Origin of the sequence: Streptomyces sp. NBC_00019 (assembly GCF_045041015.1) — a bacterium.
Taxonomy (GTDB): Bacteria; Actinomycetota; Actinomycetes; order Streptomycetales; family Streptomycetaceae; genus Streptomyces.
In genome coordinates this window covers 5653254-5671060 of record NZ_CP108302.1, presented here as the reverse complement: position 1 = coordinate 5671060, position 17807 = coordinate 5653254, and the positions used below count along the sequence as shown (strand labels likewise).

The 17807-nt window shown below is 72.5% G+C and carries 18 protein-coding genes; 1 reads left to right on the top strand and 17 read right to left on the bottom strand.

The features are described from left to right. Positions 1 to 14: 14 nt before the first annotated feature. Entirely contained in the window at positions 15 to 1226 is a 1212-nt protein-coding gene (gene kynU, locus OHU89_RS26745; RefSeq protein ID WP_405646433.1) for a kynureninase, read from the bottom strand. After that, entirely contained in the window at positions 1219 to 2058 is an 840-nt protein-coding gene (locus OHU89_RS26740; RefSeq protein ID WP_266889583.1) for a tryptophan 2,3-dioxygenase family protein, read from the bottom strand. Before OHU89_RS26740 ends, kynU begins: the two co-directional genes overlap by 8 nt. A gap of 211 nt (positions 2059 to 2269) precedes the next feature. Here OHU89_RS26740 and OHU89_RS26735 point away from each other — a divergent pair, with 211 nt between their 5' ends. Next, positions 2270 to 2977, top strand: a complete 708-nt coding sequence (locus OHU89_RS26735; RefSeq protein ID WP_405646432.1) for a response regulator transcription factor — start codon at positions 2270 to 2272, stop codon at positions 2975 to 2977. Here OHU89_RS26735 and OHU89_RS26730 read toward each other — a convergent pair. The 15 genes from OHU89_RS26730 to OHU89_RS26660 form a co-directional block, all read right to left on the bottom strand. Further along, on the bottom strand, positions 2963 to 4678 hold the full coding sequence (locus OHU89_RS26730; protein ID WP_405646430.1) for a sensor histidine kinase: 1716 nt from the start codon (positions 4676 to 4678) through the stop codon (positions 2963 to 2965). The genes OHU89_RS26735 and OHU89_RS26730 overlap by 15 nt on opposite strands. A gap of 120 nt (positions 4679 to 4798) precedes the next feature. Further along, the gene (locus OHU89_RS26725) at positions 4799 to 6019 is read right to left on the bottom strand and encodes an ABC transporter permease (protein ID WP_405646428.1); all 1221 of its coding nucleotides are present in this window, start codon (positions 6017 to 6019) and stop codon (positions 4799 to 4801) included. Then, on the bottom strand, positions 6016 to 6726 hold the full coding sequence (locus OHU89_RS26720; protein ID WP_405646426.1) for an ABC transporter ATP-binding protein: 711 nt from the start codon (positions 6724 to 6726) through the stop codon (positions 6016 to 6018). Before OHU89_RS26720 ends, OHU89_RS26725 begins: the two co-directional genes overlap by 4 nt. Then, the gene (locus OHU89_RS26715; protein WP_405646424.1) at positions 6723 to 7994 is read right to left on the bottom strand and encodes a peptidoglycan-binding protein; all 1272 of its coding nucleotides are present in this window, start codon (positions 7992 to 7994) and stop codon (positions 6723 to 6725) included. The genes OHU89_RS26720 and OHU89_RS26715 overlap by 4 nt, the downstream gene beginning before the upstream one ends. Positions 7995 to 7996: 2 nt before the next feature. Further along, on the bottom strand, positions 7997 to 8563 hold the full coding sequence (locus OHU89_RS26710; protein WP_405646422.1) for a hypothetical protein: 567 nt from the start codon (positions 8561 to 8563) through the stop codon (positions 7997 to 7999). A gap of 177 nt (positions 8564 to 8740) precedes the next feature. After that, positions 8741 to 9154 (bottom strand): DUF3151 domain-containing protein, encoded by a 414-nt coding sequence (locus tag OHU89_RS26705; RefSeq protein WP_405646421.1) that lies wholly within the window; start codon positions 9152 to 9154, stop codon positions 8741 to 8743. Positions 9155 to 9195: 41 nt separating this feature from the next. Continuing rightward, the gene (locus OHU89_RS26700) at positions 9196 to 10662 is read right to left on the bottom strand and encodes an MFS transporter (protein WP_405646419.1); all 1467 of its coding nucleotides are present in this window, start codon (positions 10660 to 10662) and stop codon (positions 9196 to 9198) included. A 61-nt stretch (positions 10663 to 10723) separates the two neighbouring features. Further along, on the bottom strand, positions 10724 to 11746 hold the full coding sequence (gene fbaA / locus OHU89_RS26695) for a class II fructose-bisphosphate aldolase (RefSeq protein WP_365408060.1): 1023 nt from the start codon (positions 11744 to 11746) through the stop codon (positions 10724 to 10726). A 130-nt stretch (positions 11747 to 11876) separates the two neighbouring features. Continuing rightward, positions 11877 to 12428, bottom strand: coding sequence for an orotate phosphoribosyltransferase (gene pyrE, locus OHU89_RS26690; protein ID WP_266889604.1), 552 nt, complete (start codon positions 12426 to 12428; stop codon positions 11877 to 11879). 10 nt (positions 12429 to 12438) lie between these two features. Then, complete coding sequence (locus OHU89_RS26685) at positions 12439 to 13227, bottom strand: aldose 1-epimerase (protein ID WP_405646417.1); 789 nt, start codon at positions 13225 to 13227, stop codon at positions 12439 to 12441. Between the two features lie 104 nt (positions 13228 to 13331). Next, positions 13332 to 14405 (bottom strand): SRPBCC domain-containing protein, encoded by a 1074-nt coding sequence (locus OHU89_RS26680; RefSeq protein WP_405646416.1) that lies wholly within the window; start codon positions 14403 to 14405, stop codon positions 13332 to 13334. Between the two features lie 74 nt (positions 14406 to 14479). Continuing rightward, positions 14480 to 16111, bottom strand: coding sequence for a polyamine aminopropyltransferase (locus OHU89_RS26675; RefSeq protein ID WP_405646414.1), 1632 nt, complete (start codon positions 16109 to 16111; stop codon positions 14480 to 14482). Positions 16112 to 16246: 135 nt separating this feature from the next. Beyond that, positions 16247 to 16783 carry a DUF2617 family protein gene (locus tag OHU89_RS26670; protein WP_384158793.1) on the bottom strand — a complete coding sequence of 179 codons (537 nt, stop codon included), beginning with the start codon at positions 16781 to 16783 and terminating at the stop codon, positions 16247 to 16249. Positions 16784 to 17167: 384 nt separating this feature from the next. Then, entirely contained in the window at positions 17168 to 17392 is a 225-nt protein-coding gene (locus OHU89_RS26665) for a fungus-induced protein (protein WP_266889614.1), read from the bottom strand. Between the two features lie 27 nt (positions 17393 to 17419). Beyond that, complete coding sequence (locus OHU89_RS26660) at positions 17420 to 17695, bottom strand: hypothetical protein (protein WP_405646412.1); 276 nt, start codon at positions 17693 to 17695, stop codon at positions 17420 to 17422. Positions 17696 to 17807 lie beyond the last annotated feature (112 nt).

Genomic DNA, 17807 nt, shown 5'->3' with positions numbered 1-17807 from the left:
GCGACAGCACCCCCTCACGCCACGACCTCCCCCAGCACCCGGGCTGCCCGCTCCACGTCCCCGAACCCGACGTACAGCGGTGTGAACCCGAACCGCAGCACGTCCGGGGACCGGAAGTCGCCGACCACACCCCGCTCGATCAGCCGCTTCATCACGTCCCCGGCGTCGTCGCAGCGCAACGCCACCTGGCTGCCGCGCTCCTCGTGGGCCGCCGGAGTCACCGACTCCACCCGCCCCACCGGCACGTACGCGGCCACGCACTCCAGGAAGAAGTCCGTCAGCGCGAGGGACTTGGCGCGCACCGCCTCGATCGAGACGCCGTCCCACACCTCGAGGGCCGCCTCCAGCGCCAGCATCGACAGGATGTCCGGCGTACCGACCCGCCCGCGCAGCGCACCCGGCGCCGCCTCGTAGTCGGGCCGCATCCCGAAGGGCTCCGCGTGGGAGTTCCAGCCGGGCAGCGGGGAGTCGAAACGGTCCTGGAGACCGGAGCGCACATAGAGGTACGCCGGTGAACCGGGGCCGCCGTTCAGGTACTTGTAGGTGCAGCCGACCGCCAGGTCGACCCCGTGCTCGTCCAGCCCCACCGGCAGCGCGCCCGCGCTGTGGCACAGGTCCCAGACCACCACGGCACCCGCCGCGTGGACGGCCGCCGTCAGCCCGGGCAGGTCATGCAGCCGGCCCGTGCGGTAGTCGACATGGTTCAGCAGCACGGCCGCCGTACGCTCACCCAGCGCCCCCGGCACCTCGGCCGGTGTCACGGGGCGCAGCGTGCAGCCGGTCAGCCGGGCCGCGGACCCGGCGATGTACCCGTCGGTGGGGAAGGTGGTCGCGTCGACCACGATCTCGTCCCGGCCGGGCCCCGCCATCCTGACCGCCGCCACAAGTGCCTTGAAGACGTTGACACTTGTGGAGTCACCGACCACGATCTGCCCGGCCGCCGCCCCCACCAGCGGGGCGATCAGATCGCCGATCCGCTCGGGCGCGGTCCACCAGCCGCTCTCGTCCCAGGACCGGATGCGCAACGCACCCCACTGCCGTCGTACGACGTCCTCGACCCGCCCCGGGACGGCGGCGGGCAGCGCACCCAGCGAGTTCCCGTCCAGGTACACCCCCGCGGCGTCAGCCGCCTGATCAGACACAGTGTCGAGCACGAACTGCGCACGCAGGGCCGCCAGTTCGTCGGCGGCGTCCAACTTCTCGGCACGCACGATGAGTTCAGACATGGGACCGCGCCGTCCACAGCTCGGGGAACACGTTCTTCTGCGCGCGCTTCTCCAGCCAGGCCACCCCGGCCGAGCCGCCCGTGCCCGCCTTGGCGCCCATCGCGCGCCGCGTGGCCACCAGATGGTCGTTGCGCCAGCGCCACACCAGCTCGGCGACATCGGTCAACGCCTCGCCCAGCCGGGCGACCTCGTCCGTGGCGTCACCGGAGTAGACGGCGGTCCAGGCCGCCTCGACCTCGGCCGACGGCTCGTACCGCCGCGCCACGTCACGGCTGAGCACCGGCTGCGGGATGGCGTGCCCGCGCCGCGCCATCAGCCGCAGCACCTCGTCGTACAGGCTCGGCTCGTGCAGCGCCTTCTCCAGCTCCGCGTGCACACGCGGCGCGCCACGGTGGGGCACGAGCATGGACGCGGACTTCTCGCCGAGCAGGAACTCCATCCGGCGGTACATCGCGGACTGGAAGCCGGAGCCCTCGCCGAGGGCGGCACGGTAGGAGTTGAACTGGGCCGGCGTGAGCTGTCCGAGCGGCTTCCAGGACGCGTTCAGCGCGTCCAGCTCGCGTACGGAACGCTTCAGGGCGTCGACCGCGACCGGCACGTCGTCGGAGCGGAGCGCTCGCGCGGCGGTCTCCCACTCGTGGACGATGACGGTGAACCACAGCTCCATGACCTGGGTCGTGACCAGGAAGACCATCTCTCCGGGATCGTCGGAGAGGGTGTGCTGGAGGTGGGTGAGCACGTCCGCCTTGACGTAGTCCTCGTACGGCGTCGTGCCTTCGAAGTCGAGATGCGGAGTCTCTGGCTCCTGAATGTCATGAGCCTCGTGGGACATCGCTGTCTCCTGTTATGTACTCCGGGTAGCGGTCCGCCCCTGCCGTTACCGACACGGGGGCCCCGGTCCCCGCCAGGCATCCTCTTCGATGGTCCCGCGAAATGGCAAGGTTCGCCCCATCACACCGGACGGACCCGGCGCCGCCGCCTGTACTACGGTTCTGGAGCGCGCGGGACCGCGCCGGGGGAAGGTCTGTGCTGGGGGAGAAGCGTTGAACGCTCGGATTCTGGTGGCCGAGGACGACGAGAAGCAGTCCCGACTGATCCGGATCTACCTGGAGCGGGAGGGAAACGCGGTGCACGTCGTGGCCGACGGCCGCGCGGCGCTGGAACGGGCCCGTTCGTCGAAGCCGGATCTCATCGTGCTCGACGTGATGCTCCCGCTGGTCGACGGACTCGACGTCTGCCGCATCCTGCGCACCGAGTCGGCCGTCCCGATTCTGCTGCTGACCGCCCGCATCACCGAGGAGGACATGCTCCTCGGCCTGGACCTCGGTGCCGACGACTACCTCACCAAGCCGTACAGCCCCCGCGAACTGACCGCACGGGTACGGGCGTTGCTGCGCCGCTCCAGGAACTCCGGCGGTGCCGCGGAGCCCGCGGTGCTGCGCGTCGGTGCGGTGGAGCTGGACACCGCGCGCTTCGAGGTCCGCGTCGCCGGACGGCCGGTGACGCTGACCGCGAAGGAGTTCGCCATCCTGGAGATGCTGGCGCGGGAACCGGGCCGGGTCTTCACCCGGGCGGAGATCATCGAGCGCGTCTTCGGCTTCGACCGGGACGTCATGGAGCGGACCGTCGACGCCCACATGATGAACATGCGCCGGAAAGTGGAGGCGGACCCGCAGCGGCCACGCCTCCTGGAAACGGTGTACGGCCGGGGCTACCGCCTCGCGGAGGGCTCGGACTCAGCCCGCTCCTGAAGCCCCCGGAGTCCCCGCAGCCCCCGAAGTCCCCGCAGCCCTTGAAGCTCCTGAACCGCCGACGCCGTCCGGTACCGCCGGCAGGCTCACCCGGAAGGTCGTGCCGACGCCGACCGCGCTGCGCACCTCGATCGTGCCCCGGTGGTCGGTGACGATCTGGCGGGCGATGGACAGCCCCAGACCGCTGCCGCCCGTCGCCCGCCCCCGGGAGGCGTCGGCCCGCCAGAAGCGGTCGAAGAGATGCGGCAGGTCCTCGGCCGATATCCCCCGGCCGGTGTCCCGGATCTCCAGCTCCGCGACGGCCGGCTCGCCCTGTGCGAGACCCGGTGGGAGCAGGGCCAGGGTCACGGTCCCGCCCGCCGCGGTCGCCCGCAGCGCGTTGCCGACCAGGTTGCCGACGACCTGGCGCAGCCGGTCCGGGTCCGCGGTCACGATCACGGGCCCCGGCGCCCGCAGCTCCAGCGCGACGCCCGCCGCCTCGGCCTGGGCGCGGTGGGCGGTGCGGCCGGCCTCCAGGAGGTCACGCAGATCGACCGCGACCGGGTGGTAGGTGAGCGCGCCGGCCTCCGCCAGGGCGAGATCCTGAAGATCGTCCACGACCCGCTGCTGCAGCAGAGCCTCCTCGTGGAGCGAGGCGAGCAGTTCCGGGGTCGGCTCGACGACACCGTCCCGCAGGGCCTCCAGATAGCCGCGCAGATTGGCCAGCGGGGTGCGCAGCTCGTGCGCGATGTCACCGGTGAGGCGGCGCTGGCGCTCCTCGCCCGCCTGGAGGGAGTCCGCCATGCGGTTGAAGGCGCCGCCGAGCTGTGCGATCTCGTCCCGGCCGGAGACGGGGACCCGCCGGGCCAGGTCCCCCTCGCCCAGCTCCTTCGCCGCGAGTGTCATGGCCCGCACCGGATGCAGTACGGCCCGGCTCAGCAGCAGGGCGCCGAGGATGACCGCGAGGGCGACCCCCACCGCGACGGCCACGGTGGGCGCGGTGGCCAGGGTGGGCGGTGACTCGTTCCGGAAGCCGAGGCGGATCTCCAGGCGCGGTGGGGAGGTGGCGCCGACGCGCTCGTTGAACACCCGCTGAAGGCAGGCGGCGATCGGCTGCTCGGACTCGCACGGCCGGAGCGCGTCGAGGTCCTGCTGGGTCCGCGGATCCGCTGTTCCGCTCGGCTCCCGGCACTGCGAGGGGCGACGGTCCGTACTGATCCGGGGGACACCGGTCGCGCCCGGCCGGGCCGTCACCTCGGCTCCCGCCCGCGTCAGACAGGCCGCGTACGCCAGGGCGGCGCGGTAGTCGGCGATCGCGAGGGCCGTCTGCTTCAGCGACATCCGGGGCACCTTGCCCTCGGGAACGCTCAGGACGGGGCGCGCGTCCACCAGCACCGCGGGCTGACCGCTCAGCGCCCGGGGGGTGCGGCCGGCCAGGGCGTCGGAGTCGGCGAGCAGGCTGCCGGTCTCGGTGGCGACCCGGATGCGCTGACCGGTGTCCCGCGCGAGCTCGGCCACGGTCGGCGACAGTCCCTCCCAGGTGCCGTGGGCGAATCCGTAGGCGTGGAGTCCGCCGGTGATCCGGGAGACCTCCTGGCGGCCGGCCGCGGCGGTCGACTGCACCTGGCGGTTGGCCTGCCGCAGGGTCAGCCAGGCCGTGGCGGCGGTGGCGGCCAGCGCGACCACCATGAGCAGACCGAGAACCCTGATCCGGAAGCTCATCGCGGTCCGCCCTCGGCTGCCGCAGCGCAGGGACTCAATGTGACTCCTGTTCCGTACGGGACCGACGGGATCGACGGGATCGCCGGCAAGGAAGGGGCGACAAGGAATGTCCGACGGTACTCACGTGCCTGCCAGCGCCTCCGTCGGCGCCAGCCTGCTCGCCCGGACCGCCGGGTACAGGCCGGCGATCATGCCGATGAGCAGCGTCGCGGCGACGCCCGCCACGCTCGCCCAGGCCGGGACGACCGTAGGCCAGTCGCGGCTGAGGGCATAGCCCGCGGTGATGAGGGTGCCGAGGACCGTTCCGGCCAGGCCGCCGATGAGGGAGAGCAGCAGGGACTCCGTCACGAACTGTGTGCGGATCTGGCCCCGGGTCGCTCCGAGGGCGCGGCGCAGGCCGATCTCCCCACGCCGTTCCAGGACGGAGATGACCATGGTGTTGCCCACGCCTACGCCACCGACCAGCAGGGCGACCCCGCCGAGGCCGAGCAGCAGTCCGGTCAGCGCGGACTCGGTGGCCTCCCGGGCGGCGAGTGCGTCGGAGGGCCGTGAGATCCGTACCTCGCCCGGACTCTGGGGGTGGGCGGTGGCGGGGAGCACCGCCCGTACCGCGGTGACCTCGCTGTCCTGGGCGCGGACGTACACCGTCGACGGATGGCCCTCGAAGCCGAGATAGGTCCGGGCCGCCGACCAGCCGACCAGGGCGGCGCTGTCGAGCTCCGGAGCGAGCGGTACCGGATCGAGGACGCCGATCAGCGAGAACCAGCGGCCGCCGAGCCAGAGACGGGTCCCCGGGGTGTACACGTCGAGCCGCCGGGCGGCCGTGGCGCCGAGGACGACGGCGGGGTACTCGTCGGTCGCGGAGTCCAGCCAGCGGCCCCTGCGGACCTGACCGCCGACGGCGGGAAGGAGTTCGCGGCCGGCCGCGAGAACGGTCAGTGAGCCGGTGCGGCCGATGGCGATGCGCTCGTTGCGGTACACGTGGGCGTCGGTCGCGCCGGTCGCCGCGACCTGCCGCACCGGCGGAATCCTGCGGATCATCGAGACGGCCTCGTACGGCAGTTCGGTCTTTTCTCCCGCGAGGGACTCGCCGGGGGCGACCCGCAGCAGGTTCGTACCGAGGGCGTCGAGCCGCCGGTCCACCTCCGCCTGTCCGGAGCCGGAGATGCCGACCACCGCGATCATGGCGGCGACGCCGATGGCGATACCGAGCGCGGACAGGAAGACCCGCAGCGGACGGGTCCGCAGACCGGTCCCACCGAGCCGTACGACATCGGCGGGCCGGAGCCGGGCGGCGCGCAGCGGTTCCCGCCGGGCGGAGTTCGGCACGCTGTCCTTCACCGGTGCGCTCCGCTCGCCGTGCCGCGCAGCGTGTCGCCGACCAGCCGGCCGTCGCGCATCTCGATACGACGGGGCAGCCGGGCGGCGATCTCCCGGTCATGGGTGATGACCACGACCGTCGTACCGCCCGCGTGCAGTTCGCGCAGCAGTTCCAGTACGGCGGCTCCCGACCCGGAGTCGAGGTTTCCGGTGGGTTCGTCCGCCAGCAGGACCGACGGTCCGCCGACCACCGCGCGGGCGACCGCGACGCGCTGCCGCTCGCCGCCGGAGAGCTGGTGCGGCAGATGGTGGACGCGGTGGCTGAGCCCGACCCGGGCCAGCGCGGCCGCGGCCCTGGCCCGGCGGCGGCGCACCGGGACGCCCGCGTAGAGCAGGCCGTCCGCCACCGAGTCGAGTACCGGAACGCCCACCGCGAGGTGGAACTGCTGGAAGACGAAGCCGATCCGGGTGGCCCGCAGTGCGGAGACCTCGCGGTCGGACAGCTTCGCCACGTCGTGACCGTCGATCAGGACACGGCCCGTGGAGGGCCGGTCGAGGCTGCCCATGAGATGGAGCACGCTGGACTTGCCGGAGCCCGACGGGCCGACCACGCCGACCAGTTCACCGCGCCCGATGCACAGACTCACGTCACGGACCGCGGCCACCGGGCCGGGATACGTCTTGGAGACCGCGTCGAACTCCACGACCGCGGGCGGAAGTTGACTCACTCCGGGATCCTCACCTTCATGCCCTCGCGGACCGCGGGGCCGCTGACCTCCACCTTGCCGTCGGCGAAGAGCCCCGTCCGTACGGCGACGAACCGGCCCTGCTCGGTCTCCAGTCCGTGCCCGCCCTCGGCGAGGGCGACCAGCGCGGCGACCGGTACGGCCAGGACGTCCTTGACCTCACGGCCCACGTACTCGACGGTGACGGGCCCGCTCTCCAGGCGCCCCACGGACTTCTGGTCCCTGATGGTGACGGTCACCGGCACCGTGGCGCCGCTCTGCCCCGAGTCGCCCTCGCCACTCCCCTCGGGCGCGGTCGCCTGCTTCCCCACCGACGCCACCTCGCCCTTCACGGTCTTCCCGTCGGGCAGCCGGACGCGGACCCCCGTACCGCGTACGGCCCAGGCGGCATCCGCGGCGGAGGCGTCGACGACGACCTTCCGGGCGGTACCGGTGTAGGTGAGGGTGTTCTCTCCGGCGGCGTCGCCGAGCCGGACGCCCGGCCGGCCGATCCGCACCCGGCCCGTGGAGTAGACGACGTCACCGATGCCGACCGTCCCGGTCTCGGGCAGCCCGAGCGCCTTCTGCCAGCGCTCGACCGCCTGGGCCGTCTTGGCGGTGAACGTCTCGTCCACCGTGAAGCCGGTGTAGCCGAGTGCGGCCAGGTTGGTCTCGAACTGGAGGACGTCCATGCCCTTGAGCTCGGTCGGCGCGGGCGGCTCGGTCGGTGCGGCGCGCTCACCGTCCTCCCCGGATCCCGCGGCCTCGGTGGACTCGGTGGACTCGGTGGACTCGGTGGACTCGGTGACGGTCGTGTCCGTCGTATCGGTCGTGTCGGACGTGGCGGTCAGCCCCAGGTCCCGGTACATGGGCAGCCTCCCGTACAGGAGCACCACGGGACGGTCGTCGACGCGCAGCAGTACGCCCCCGCGCCGCACCGTGGCACCCTGCTCCGGCAGCCAGGTCACCGTGCCCGTCGCCCTGACCGGCAGCGGTATCTCCGTGCCGTATCCCAACCGGCCGTCCACCTGGGTGCGTTCGGTCAGCGTCGCGCGGGTGACCGGGACGACCGAGCCGGCCCGGGGCGGTGCGCTCGGGCCCTCCTCCTCGCCACCGCCGAGCCCGAGAGCTCCGACGACGGCGACGGCCGTCACGACGACGGCCCCGACGGAGGCGATGAGCGCCGTACGCCGCCTCGGTCCGCCGCGCGGCGGCAGCGGCACCGCACCGGCCGTGTCCGCGGTGTCCGCCGTGTCAGCGACATCCGCCATGATCAGCCCTTGCCGGGGCCGGGAGTCGCCGGAACCCCGATGATCGGCCCGCAGATGCGGGTGGCCCGCTTCGCGCCGGCCGAGGTCTGGTCCCATTCGCCCTGGCCCAGACCGTCGGGCCCCGGGTCGGGGAAGTCGGCGGCGCCGTTCTTCTGCATGCACTCGGCGTACTCGCGCTCCACCTCGATCTGCTCGGCGGAGAGCGGGGGCTGGTTGCCCTTCTCGATGCTCTCGGGCACGGCGGGCAGGTCCTTGCCGCATTTCTGGGTGGCGGCCAGGAACTTGGGGTCCTTCTTCAGGGCGCGCAGAATGTCGCCGCCGCCGAAGTCGATGTTCCCCTTGGCGTCCGGGTCCGGCGCGTCGATGCCGTTCTCCCGGAGGCACTTCACGTACTCCCGCCGGGCCTGCACATAGGCGGCCACGTCGTCCCCGGCGCTCTGCGAGGCCGACACGCCGGTGCCGCCGTCGGCCGTCGGGACCTCCGCCCCGTCGCCACCGCTCCCGCAACCGCCGGCCACGAACACCACGACCGAGGCCGCCACGGCCGGCAGTATCCGATACGTCCTCATCGGTTCTCCCGCTCTCCTGTCGAACCCGTCCGCGACCGCGCCGGGCAGGCCGACCGTAGGCCGGAGCCGATGAAGAACTGTTGAAGAACCTGTCAGCCGATCATGCGGCCGCGCCGGGGCGGGAAAAGCGCGGGGCCCGCCTGGTCACCGCCAGACGGGCCCGCACCGGAGGCATCCCTAGCCCAGCGTCTGTGCCGCCGCGGGGGAGGAGTCCTTCAGGAACTGCGAGCAGCGCTCGTACTCCTCCTGCTCACCGATCGAACCCGCGGCGCGGGCGAGGGCGTGCAGGGCGCGCAGGAAGCCGCGGTTCGGCTCGTGTTCCCAGGGCACCGGGCCATGGCCCTTCCAGCCGTTGCGGCGCAGCGAGTCCAGACCGCGGTGGTAGCCCGTACGGGCGTAGGCGTACGACTCCACGACGCTGCCCCGCTCGAAGGCGTCGTCGGCCAGCTGGGCCCAGGCCAGCGAGGACGTCGGGTACTTCGCGGCGACATCGGCGGGCGCGGTACCGGCGGCCAGCAGCTCACGCGGCCCGGGGTCGTCGGGGAGGTGGGTCGGGGGCGGTCCCCCGAGGAGATTTTCGTGAATCGACATGGGTCAAGTCTCCTCCATCGGCGGGGCGGCCGAGGGCCCCGCTAGACCAGCCGCTTCCGCGCCGGCTGCCCCTCCAGCGGAGGCGCCATGACGGACCCGTGGTGGAGGCACTCCGGCCGGACGCAGTCGGGCGGCAGGGTGCGTACGGTCGCGAAGGCCACGCCCGCCCCCAGCACCAGCAGCCCGGCACACACCGTCATCGCCCGTCCGAACGCGTCGTCGAAGGCGGCCGGCGACCGGTACGCCTCCTCCCCCATCCCGGCGATCAGCGGCAGCGCGGCCACCGCGATCAGGCCCGCCGCCCGGGCGGCCGCGTTGTTGACACCGCTGGCCAGGCCCGCCCGCCCCACGTCCACGGAGGCCAGGACGGTCGCGGTCAGCGGGGCGACCAGGCCGACCATGCCAAGGCCCAGGACCAGCAGGGCGGGCAGGACGTCGGCGACGTACGAGGCGTCCTCACCGACTCGCAGCATCAGCAGCATCCCCGCCGCGCACAGCAGTGGTCCGACGGTCAGCGGGATGCGGGGGCCGATGCGGTCGGCGAGGGCGCCCGAGCGGGCGGAGAACAGCAGCATCAGGGCGGTGGTCGGCAGCAGGGCCGTCCCCGCGCCGAGGGCCGAGTAGCCGGAGACGACCTGGAGCTGGAGCGCGGCCAGGAAGAAGAAACCGCCGAAGGCCGCGTAGACGCAGAGCGTGACGAGGTTGACGGCGGTGAACTGCTTCGACGCGAAGATGTCGAGCGGCATCATCGGGTCGGGGCGGCGCTTCTCGACGACCACGAAGGCCACCCCCGCGGCCACCCCGGCGACCGCCGCGACAACGACGGCCACGGAGCCCCCGCGGGCCTCGATCAGCGCGTACGTCACGAACGCCAGGGCCAGCGCGCCCAGCACCGCACCGAGCACGTCGAAACGGCTGTGGACCCGCCCGTCCCCGGACTCCGGGACATGGCGCACCGCGATCGGGACGCACAGCAGCGCCACCGGCACGTTCAGCAGGAACACCCAGCGCCAGCCCGGCCCGTCCACCAGCCAGCCGCCCAGGAACGGCCCCACCGCCGCTCCGATGCCGCCGAACCCGGACCACAGGCCGACGGCCCGGCCCCGGTCGTCGGGGTGGAAGGAGGCCTGGATGAGGGCGAGCGAGCCGGGGGTGAGGAGTGCGCCGCCGACCCCTTGCAGGGCACGGGCGGCGATGAGGACACCGGCGTTCGGCGCGAGTCCGCACAGCAGGGAGGCGGCGGCGAACCACACCACGCCCACGACGAAGATCTTGCGCCGCCCGTACCGGTCCCCGAGCGATCCCCCCAGCAGGATCAGCCCGGCCAGCGTCAGCATGTACGCGTTGACGGTCCACTGGAGGGCGGCGAGATCCGCGTCCAGGTCTTCGCCGATACGGGGAAGCGCCACGTTGACAACGGTCGAGTCCAGCAGCGCCATGCTGGAGCCGAGCACGGTGGTCAGCAGGATCCACTTGCCTTGCGGCGAGGACAGCCGGACATCGGACATGCCCCAGGTATACAGCGAGCCCGGCGCCGTAGACAGACGCCGGGCTCGTGAGGATCTCGGGTTACTTGAGCTTCGTACCCGTGGAACGCAGGTTGGCGCAGGCCTCCGTCACGCGCGCGGCCATGCTCGCCTCGGCCAGCTTGCCCCAGGTGCGCGGGTCGTAGGTCTTCTTGGAGCCGACCTCGCCGTCGACCTTCAGGACACCGTCGTAGTTGCGGAACATGTGGTCCGCGACCGGGCGGGTGAAGGCGTACTGCGTGTCCGTGTCGATGTTCATCTTCACGACGCCGTTGTCCAGCGCGAGCGCGATCTCCGCCTCGGTGGAACCGGAGCCGCCGTGGAAGACGAAGTCGAACGGGGACGCCTTGCCGTACTTGGCGGCCACGCCCTCGTTCAGCTCCTTGAGGAGCTCGGGGCGCAGGACGACGTTGCCCGGCTTGTAGACACCGTGGACGTTACCGAAGGAGGCGGCCAGCAGGTAGCGGCCCTTCTCACCGAGACCGAGGGCCTCGACGGTACGGATCGCGTCGTCGACCGTGGTGTAGAGGGAGTCGTTGATCTCGTGCGAGACGCCGTCCTCCTCGCCACCGGTCGGGGTGATCTCGACCTCGAGGATGATCTTGGCGGCGCGGGCGCGCTCGAGGAGCTCCTGCGCGATGGACAGGTTGTCCGCGAGGGTCTCGGCCGAGCCGTCCCACATGTGCGACTGGAAGAGCGGGTTCTCGCCACGGGCGACGCGCTCCTCCGACACCGCGATCAGCGGACGTACATACCCGTCGAGCTTGTCCTTCGGGCAGTGGTCCGTGTGCAGCGCGACGGTGATGTCGTACTTCTTGGCGACGATGTGCGCGAACTCGGCAAGAGCCACCGAACCGGTGACCATGTCCTTGTTGTACTGACCGCCCAGGAACTCGGCGCCACCGGTCGAGATCTGGATGATGCCGTCGCTCTCGGCCTCGGCGAAGCCGCGCAGCGCCGCGTGCAGGGTCTGCGTCGAGGTGACGTTGATGGCCGGGTAGGCGAACTTGCCCGCCTTCGCCCGGTCGAGCATCTCGTTGTAGACCTCGGGAGTTGCGATGGGCATCTGACCGCTCCTTGATTGTGCGGGTTGGCTGGTTCCTTACGGCCCTGACCTAGGGGGCGACGTCATCGTCGGCCCCATCTTTCCAGACTTGACCGGATGGTCCCGCCCTCGGTCTCAACCTGTGGATGACTCAGTCCAGGCCCAGCTCATCCTTGGAGAAGGCGAAGCGATACGGAACCCCCGCGCCCTCCTGAATCTTCTCCGCCGCACCGGTCGCGCGGTCCACGATCGTGGCGACGGCGACGACCTCGGCACCCGCCTCCCGCACGGCCTCGACCGCGGTGAGCGGGGAGCCGCCGGTGGTGGAGGTGTCCTCGACGACCAGGACCCGACGGCCCGCGATGTCGGGGCCCTCGACGCGGCGCTGGAGACCGTGCGCCTTGGCGGCCTTGCGGACGACGAAGGCGTCGAGCTTCTTCCCGCGCGCGGCGGCCGCGTGCAGCATGGCGGCGGCGACCGGGTCGGCGCCCATCGTCAGGCCGCCCACCGCGTCGAAGTCGAGGTCGGCGGTCAGGTCCAGGAGCACCTGACCGACCAGCGGGGCGGCCTCACCGTCGAGGGTGATGCGGCGCAGGTCGACGTAGTAGTCGGCCTCCAGGCCCGAGGAGAGGGTCACCTTGCCGTGGACCACGGCCTTGTCCTTGATCTGCTGCAGCAGCGCGCCGCGTACGTCGTCCGTCATGCCTGCCAGCTTAGAGGCGGCGCCAGCTCCAGGTCGTCGAGGCCTCCAGCGGCTCCAGGGGCGTGACCAGGCGGGGCGCGGTGTTGAGGCCGTTGGGCGGCCCGGTCTGCGGCTCCACGCAGACGGCCTCGGCCTGCTCGTCGTAGACCACGACCCACTCCTCGCGGGAGGCGACGGTGAGCTCCAGCTGCCCCGGCCAGGTGAGCGTGACGTCCACTCCGCCGGGCATCCCGAAGCAGTCGTCCCACGGGCCGGGCTTGGGGTCGAGACGGTTGCCGGTGGGCAGGTGGTCGTCACCGCGCTCCTCCTGCCAGACGGCGGAGAAGGCCAGTTGCACGTCCTCGCCGCCGAGGTTCCTGTTGAACCACGGGTGCCAGCCGATCTGCGCCGGGAAGGACGAGTCGTACGTCTCGACGGACATCGTGAGCGTCACGGCGTCCGGGGTGAGGGCGACCTGTTGCGTGATCCGGCCCGGGTGGGGCCAGGGCTCGACCAGGTCGTACGTGATGACCGCCTCGTCCGTCGCCGTGCGCGCGATGCGCCAGGCGCCGTCGCGGGCGGTGCCGTGGATGGCGTGCGGCGGGGAGTTGAGCGGCATCTGATGGACCGTCGCCCCGTCCCGGAAACGGCCGTCCCTGATCCGGCCGCACCAGGGCACCATCGGGAAGCAGCCGAAGCGCTCGCCCTGCCGCAGCAGTTCGGTACCGCCGACGCGCAGTCCGCCGATCCGGCCGCCGTTTCCCGGCAGCACGGTCGCCTCCGCGTCGCCCGCGGTCAGCGTGATGGGTTCGTTACTCACGGGACGACCCTACTGGGGTGATCAAGGGGGTGCTTCCGGCCATCCCCGATTCCCGCCGCCCGGACCTCGGCGCCACGGTTCCGGCCCACCTGACCCCGCCCTCTTCAGTGCCGCTTGCGCAGCGCCCGGCCGACGACGATCGCCGACGCGACGACGAGGGCCGCCGCGGGGGCCGCCCAGCGGAGGGCGGAGTGCGGGGCGCCGGTCTGCGGGGCGGGCACGGGCGCGTACCGGCCGCGCGGCGGGGCGTGGTCGACCTCCTCCGCACTCCGGCCGATCATCGTGCGGCGCGCGTGCGCGGCTTCGGCGGGGAGATCGGGGGTGAAGCCGGCGGGGGTGGCGGGTTCGGGCTCGACGAGTCCGGGGGTGGGCTCGTCGTGGGCATCCGGGGCGTCCGGGGCTTCGGGGGCGGTGGGTTCGTCCGTGGGCACCGCTGTGTCGTCGGCGTCGGGGCCGGCCTCGGCGTCGCCCTTCGCGGAGGGTTCGAGGTCCTCGGTGGCTTCGGGGGCGAGGGGGGCGGCGGGCTCGGTGGTGTCGGCGTCCTGAGTCGCCGACGGGGAGGCTTCGGCGGGGTCCGGAACGTCGGCGCCCTCGGCGGCCGAAGGCTCGTCACGCTCGGCGGCCGGAGGCTCGTCACGCTCGGTGCTCTCGGCTGCCGGGGACTCGGTGGCCTTGGCCGTCGGCGGCTCAGGGGCTTCGGTTGCCGAAGGTCCGGCTGTGTCGGTGGCCCGCGTGGTCTGCGCGCCCCGCTTCGGTTGTGCCGCCGCTCCCAGGTGCTCCGCGAAACGGTTCAGCAGCCGGGTGACGGCCGAGGTGACGGCCTCCGGCGGAAGCTCCTTGATGCGGCCGTCGGCGGAGGCGGTGCCGTCGAAGGTGAGTTTGGAGCCGCCGTCGGCCTCGTCCACCCTCAGCGTGAGGGCGAGTTTCACCACCCCGGTGCCACGGGCCTCGGTGGCGTCGCCCTCGACGGCGTAGGAACCGTCGTCCTGGGCGGAGAGGCGGGCCGAGCCGCGATAGGTGATGGTGTGGCCGCCGACGCGCACCTTCAGCCGCCCGGTGACGGGCTCGGCGCCGACGTCCTGCTGGAGCCCGGGAACGGCCCGGGCGAACCGAACGGGATCGGCCAGCGCCTCCCTGAGCCGCTCGGCCGGAACCGGAACGAACACCTCATGCTCCATGGTGGGCGAGCCTACCCAGTGGGCGCCACCGCGCACCCTGGTTGGTCGAAAGTGACCGCGCGTCGGCGCGGGCCTCAATAGCGCGGATGCACCAGCGTCGACACCTCCGACCCCCCGACCCGCGTCTCCTCCGCCGCCCTCCCGTCCGCCTCCAGTCCCGCCTGGGTCAGCGTCCGCTCCGACTCGTGGGAGTCGAGTCGCAGGGCCGGGCGGCGGGCGGAGGCCAGGACGAACCCCCAGTCCCGCGGCGCCCGGCTCGCCCCCGTCGTACGGTCCGGGCCCGCGGCGAAGCCGGAGTCGCGGCCGCCCACGCAGTACGGCACGGTCCTGAGCCCCGCCGCGCGGATCGTCCTGTCCACCGTCCAGAAGGCGCGGGGGCGGCTCGACACCGGACCGGCGTGCACCACCAGGCGGCCTCCCGGAGCCAGCACCCGCCTGGCCAGGCCGTAGAACTCCTGGGAGTACAGCTTCGTGCTGGCCGTGATCCCGGGGTCGGGCAGATCCGCGATCACCACGTCGTACACGCCCCGCGGCGCCCCCCGCAGCCAGTTGAAGGCGTCGCCCGTGGTGACCTGGACGCGCCTGTCGTCGTACGCGTGGCCGTTCAGCGCGGACAGCGCCGGGTCCTCGCGGGCCAGCCGCACCACCCCCGCGTCGAGTTCCACCACGTCCACCCGGTGCACATCCGGATGGCGCAGCACCTCGCGGGCCGCCAGGCCGTCACCGCCGCCCAGGATCAGCACGCGCGCGTGCTCGCCGTACATCGCGGGGTGGACCAGTGCCTCGTGGTAGCGGTGTTCGTCGCGGCCGCTGACCCGCAGCCGGCCGTCGAGGAAGAGGTCGAGAGGGCGGCCTCGTGTGCCGCCGGTGAGGACGACCTCCTGGACGTCTGTCTGGAGGGCCACGCGTACGTCCTGGCCGTACACCGCCTGACGGGCCGCCCGTTCGAAGTCGTCGACCAGGACGGCGGCCGCGGCCAGGGTGCCGAGCACGGCGAGGTTGGTGATCAGCAGCAGACAACGGGCACGGCAGGACAGGTCCCGGCGGAAGAGGCCCAGCACCAGCGCGCCGCCCACGATCACGTTCACCGTGCCGGTGATCAGGGCGCCCGTCAGCTGGCCCAGCAGGGGCAGCAACAGGAACGGAAAGGCCAGGCCCCCGACCAGCGCGCCCACGTAGTCCGCCGCGAACAGGTCCGCCACCGCGCCGCCCGGGTCCTGGCGGCGGATGCGCTGGATGAGCTCCATCAGCAGCGGGACCTCGGCGCCGATCAGCAGGCCGATGGCGAGGGAGAAGGCGACGAGGAGGCAGCGGGAGCCGTTCGCCCAGATGCCGCCCCAGTCGCCGGTCCAGGCGAAGGCGGCGTACAGGGCCATCGCGCTGAGGCCGCCCACGAGGGCGAGGGCGGCCTCGATCGCGCCGAAGGCGGCGGCCGCGTGCCAGCGCAGCCGCTTGGCGAAGAGCGAACCGATGCCCATCGCGAAGACCATGACGGACAGCACGACGGAGGCCTGGGTGACCGAGTCGCCGATCAAGTACGAGGCGAGGGCGACCAGTTCGAGTTCGTACACCAGTCCGCACGCGGCGCAGACGAAGACGCCCGCGAGGACCAGGAACCTGCCGATCCCGGGCCGGACGGGAAGCCGCGCGGGCCCGGCCCAGGGCGGCGTGGTGCCGGGTGGGGCGGGCGCGTGCGGTTCGATCACGTTGCGACGGTACGTCACGCCCGGCGCACGCTTCGTCACCCACACGTGTGGAACTGCGGGTCAATCAGGCGCGTGGCGTTTGTGCGCGTGAAGGGTGATCTCGCACGGGATCCCGGGCGTGCCGTCAGACGCCCGTCAGACGCCGCTCGGGCTGAGCCGGCCCGCGGGGGCTCTCACCCCCACCCGGGTCCTGGTCGCCACCAGCTGTCCGTCCTGCGGATAGGCGTGCCAGGTCCGCCACAGCACCTGCCCCTCCTGGCGCTGGGCCAGCAGCGCGGTGAAGGCGTGCGGGCTGCCGGGGAAGACGCCGGCGAGGCCGTGCGGGTGGTCGGAGACGAGGGCCAGCAACTCCTGGGCACGGCCCGCGAACTGGCCGGGTGAGAGGACCTCCACCCGGGCCGCGAACTCGTACTCCCAGTCGCCGACCCGCTTGGCGACGCCCAGCGGGAGCGGGGTGCTGCTGCCCGGGATGCACGCCACCGTCTCCGAACAGGTGCCCCGCTCCTCCTCCAGGAGCACCTGATGGGAGGCTCCGAGGAGTCTCAGCTCCAGCTTCGTTCCGTCGAACGCGAGGTCGAGGGTCGCCAGTGCGGGGAGCGGCTCGCGCCCCAGGGCCCAGGCGAGGTCGGCCGCGCGCGTGTCGGTGTACGAGGTTTTCAGGGTCGTGAGCATGGATCGGCTCCGCTAGGCACGCAAAGGGAAGAAAAGGGAGGGTGTGGGTCCGACGCACTCGGGTCGACACCGGCGGGGATTCGGCCCGGTCGGCCCGGTCGGAAGATCGGCAGGGGTGGCTCTGGGACGTCCGAAGGGCCGCTGCGTCAGGTGATTTAGAGAGAATCATGAACTGTGGCGCCGCCACAGCGTTTTTACCCAACTTCGTGGGGTTTCCATCCCTCAGAGGGCTCCACAGTTCAACTGTTCAACTACGGCGCACGCCAGGCCCGCCAGGGCGTGCGCCGGAGCGGCCGGGCGCTCGCGGCACACGAAGAGCCGGGCCCCACCCCCGTGCGGGCCCGGCTCTCGTGTTCCGGATGCGAGGAGCTCAGCTGCCCCGTGTCAGCTGCCCCCGCCGCATCCGCCCCCACCGCCCCCTCCGCAGGACGACCCGCCTCCGCAGGACGAACCGCCGCTGTCTCCCCCGTCGGCCCAGCTGTCGCTGCTGCCGCTGCCGTTGTTGCTGCCGCCGGACGACCGGTGACCCCGCTGTCGGCGGCTGGACCCCGCGATCGCCATCAGGAGCAGGGCCAGGAACACAACCAGCACGATGATCCCGAGAGCCATGGGCATGACCTCCCCCTCTTCCGCGGCTCAGCTGCCGCCGCCGCAGCCGCCCCCGCCACCGCAGGAGGACCCGCCTCCGCAGGACGAGCTGCTGCCGCAGGAGGAGCTGGACGAGCTGCACGACGAGCCGACGCCACCGCTCGCCCCGCCCCCGGCCCACCAGCTGCCACTGCTGCCACCGCTCCGGCGACGCCCCCGCGCCCCGGCCCGGCTCTTCGCGGTCTTCTTGTCCTCCCGAAGACTGAGGCGTACGACCACGACGACGAGTACTGCGGCAATCGCCAGGATGATGCCGATAACCATGGCGTCACCCTCCTTCCGTTTCCCCGAGACGACCCCCCGTGGGCGCCTCGCGTTGTGCGTGCGAGGGAGATGCCCCCGTGTCTCACCAGCCAAAGCAGAGTTGAGGAACTCC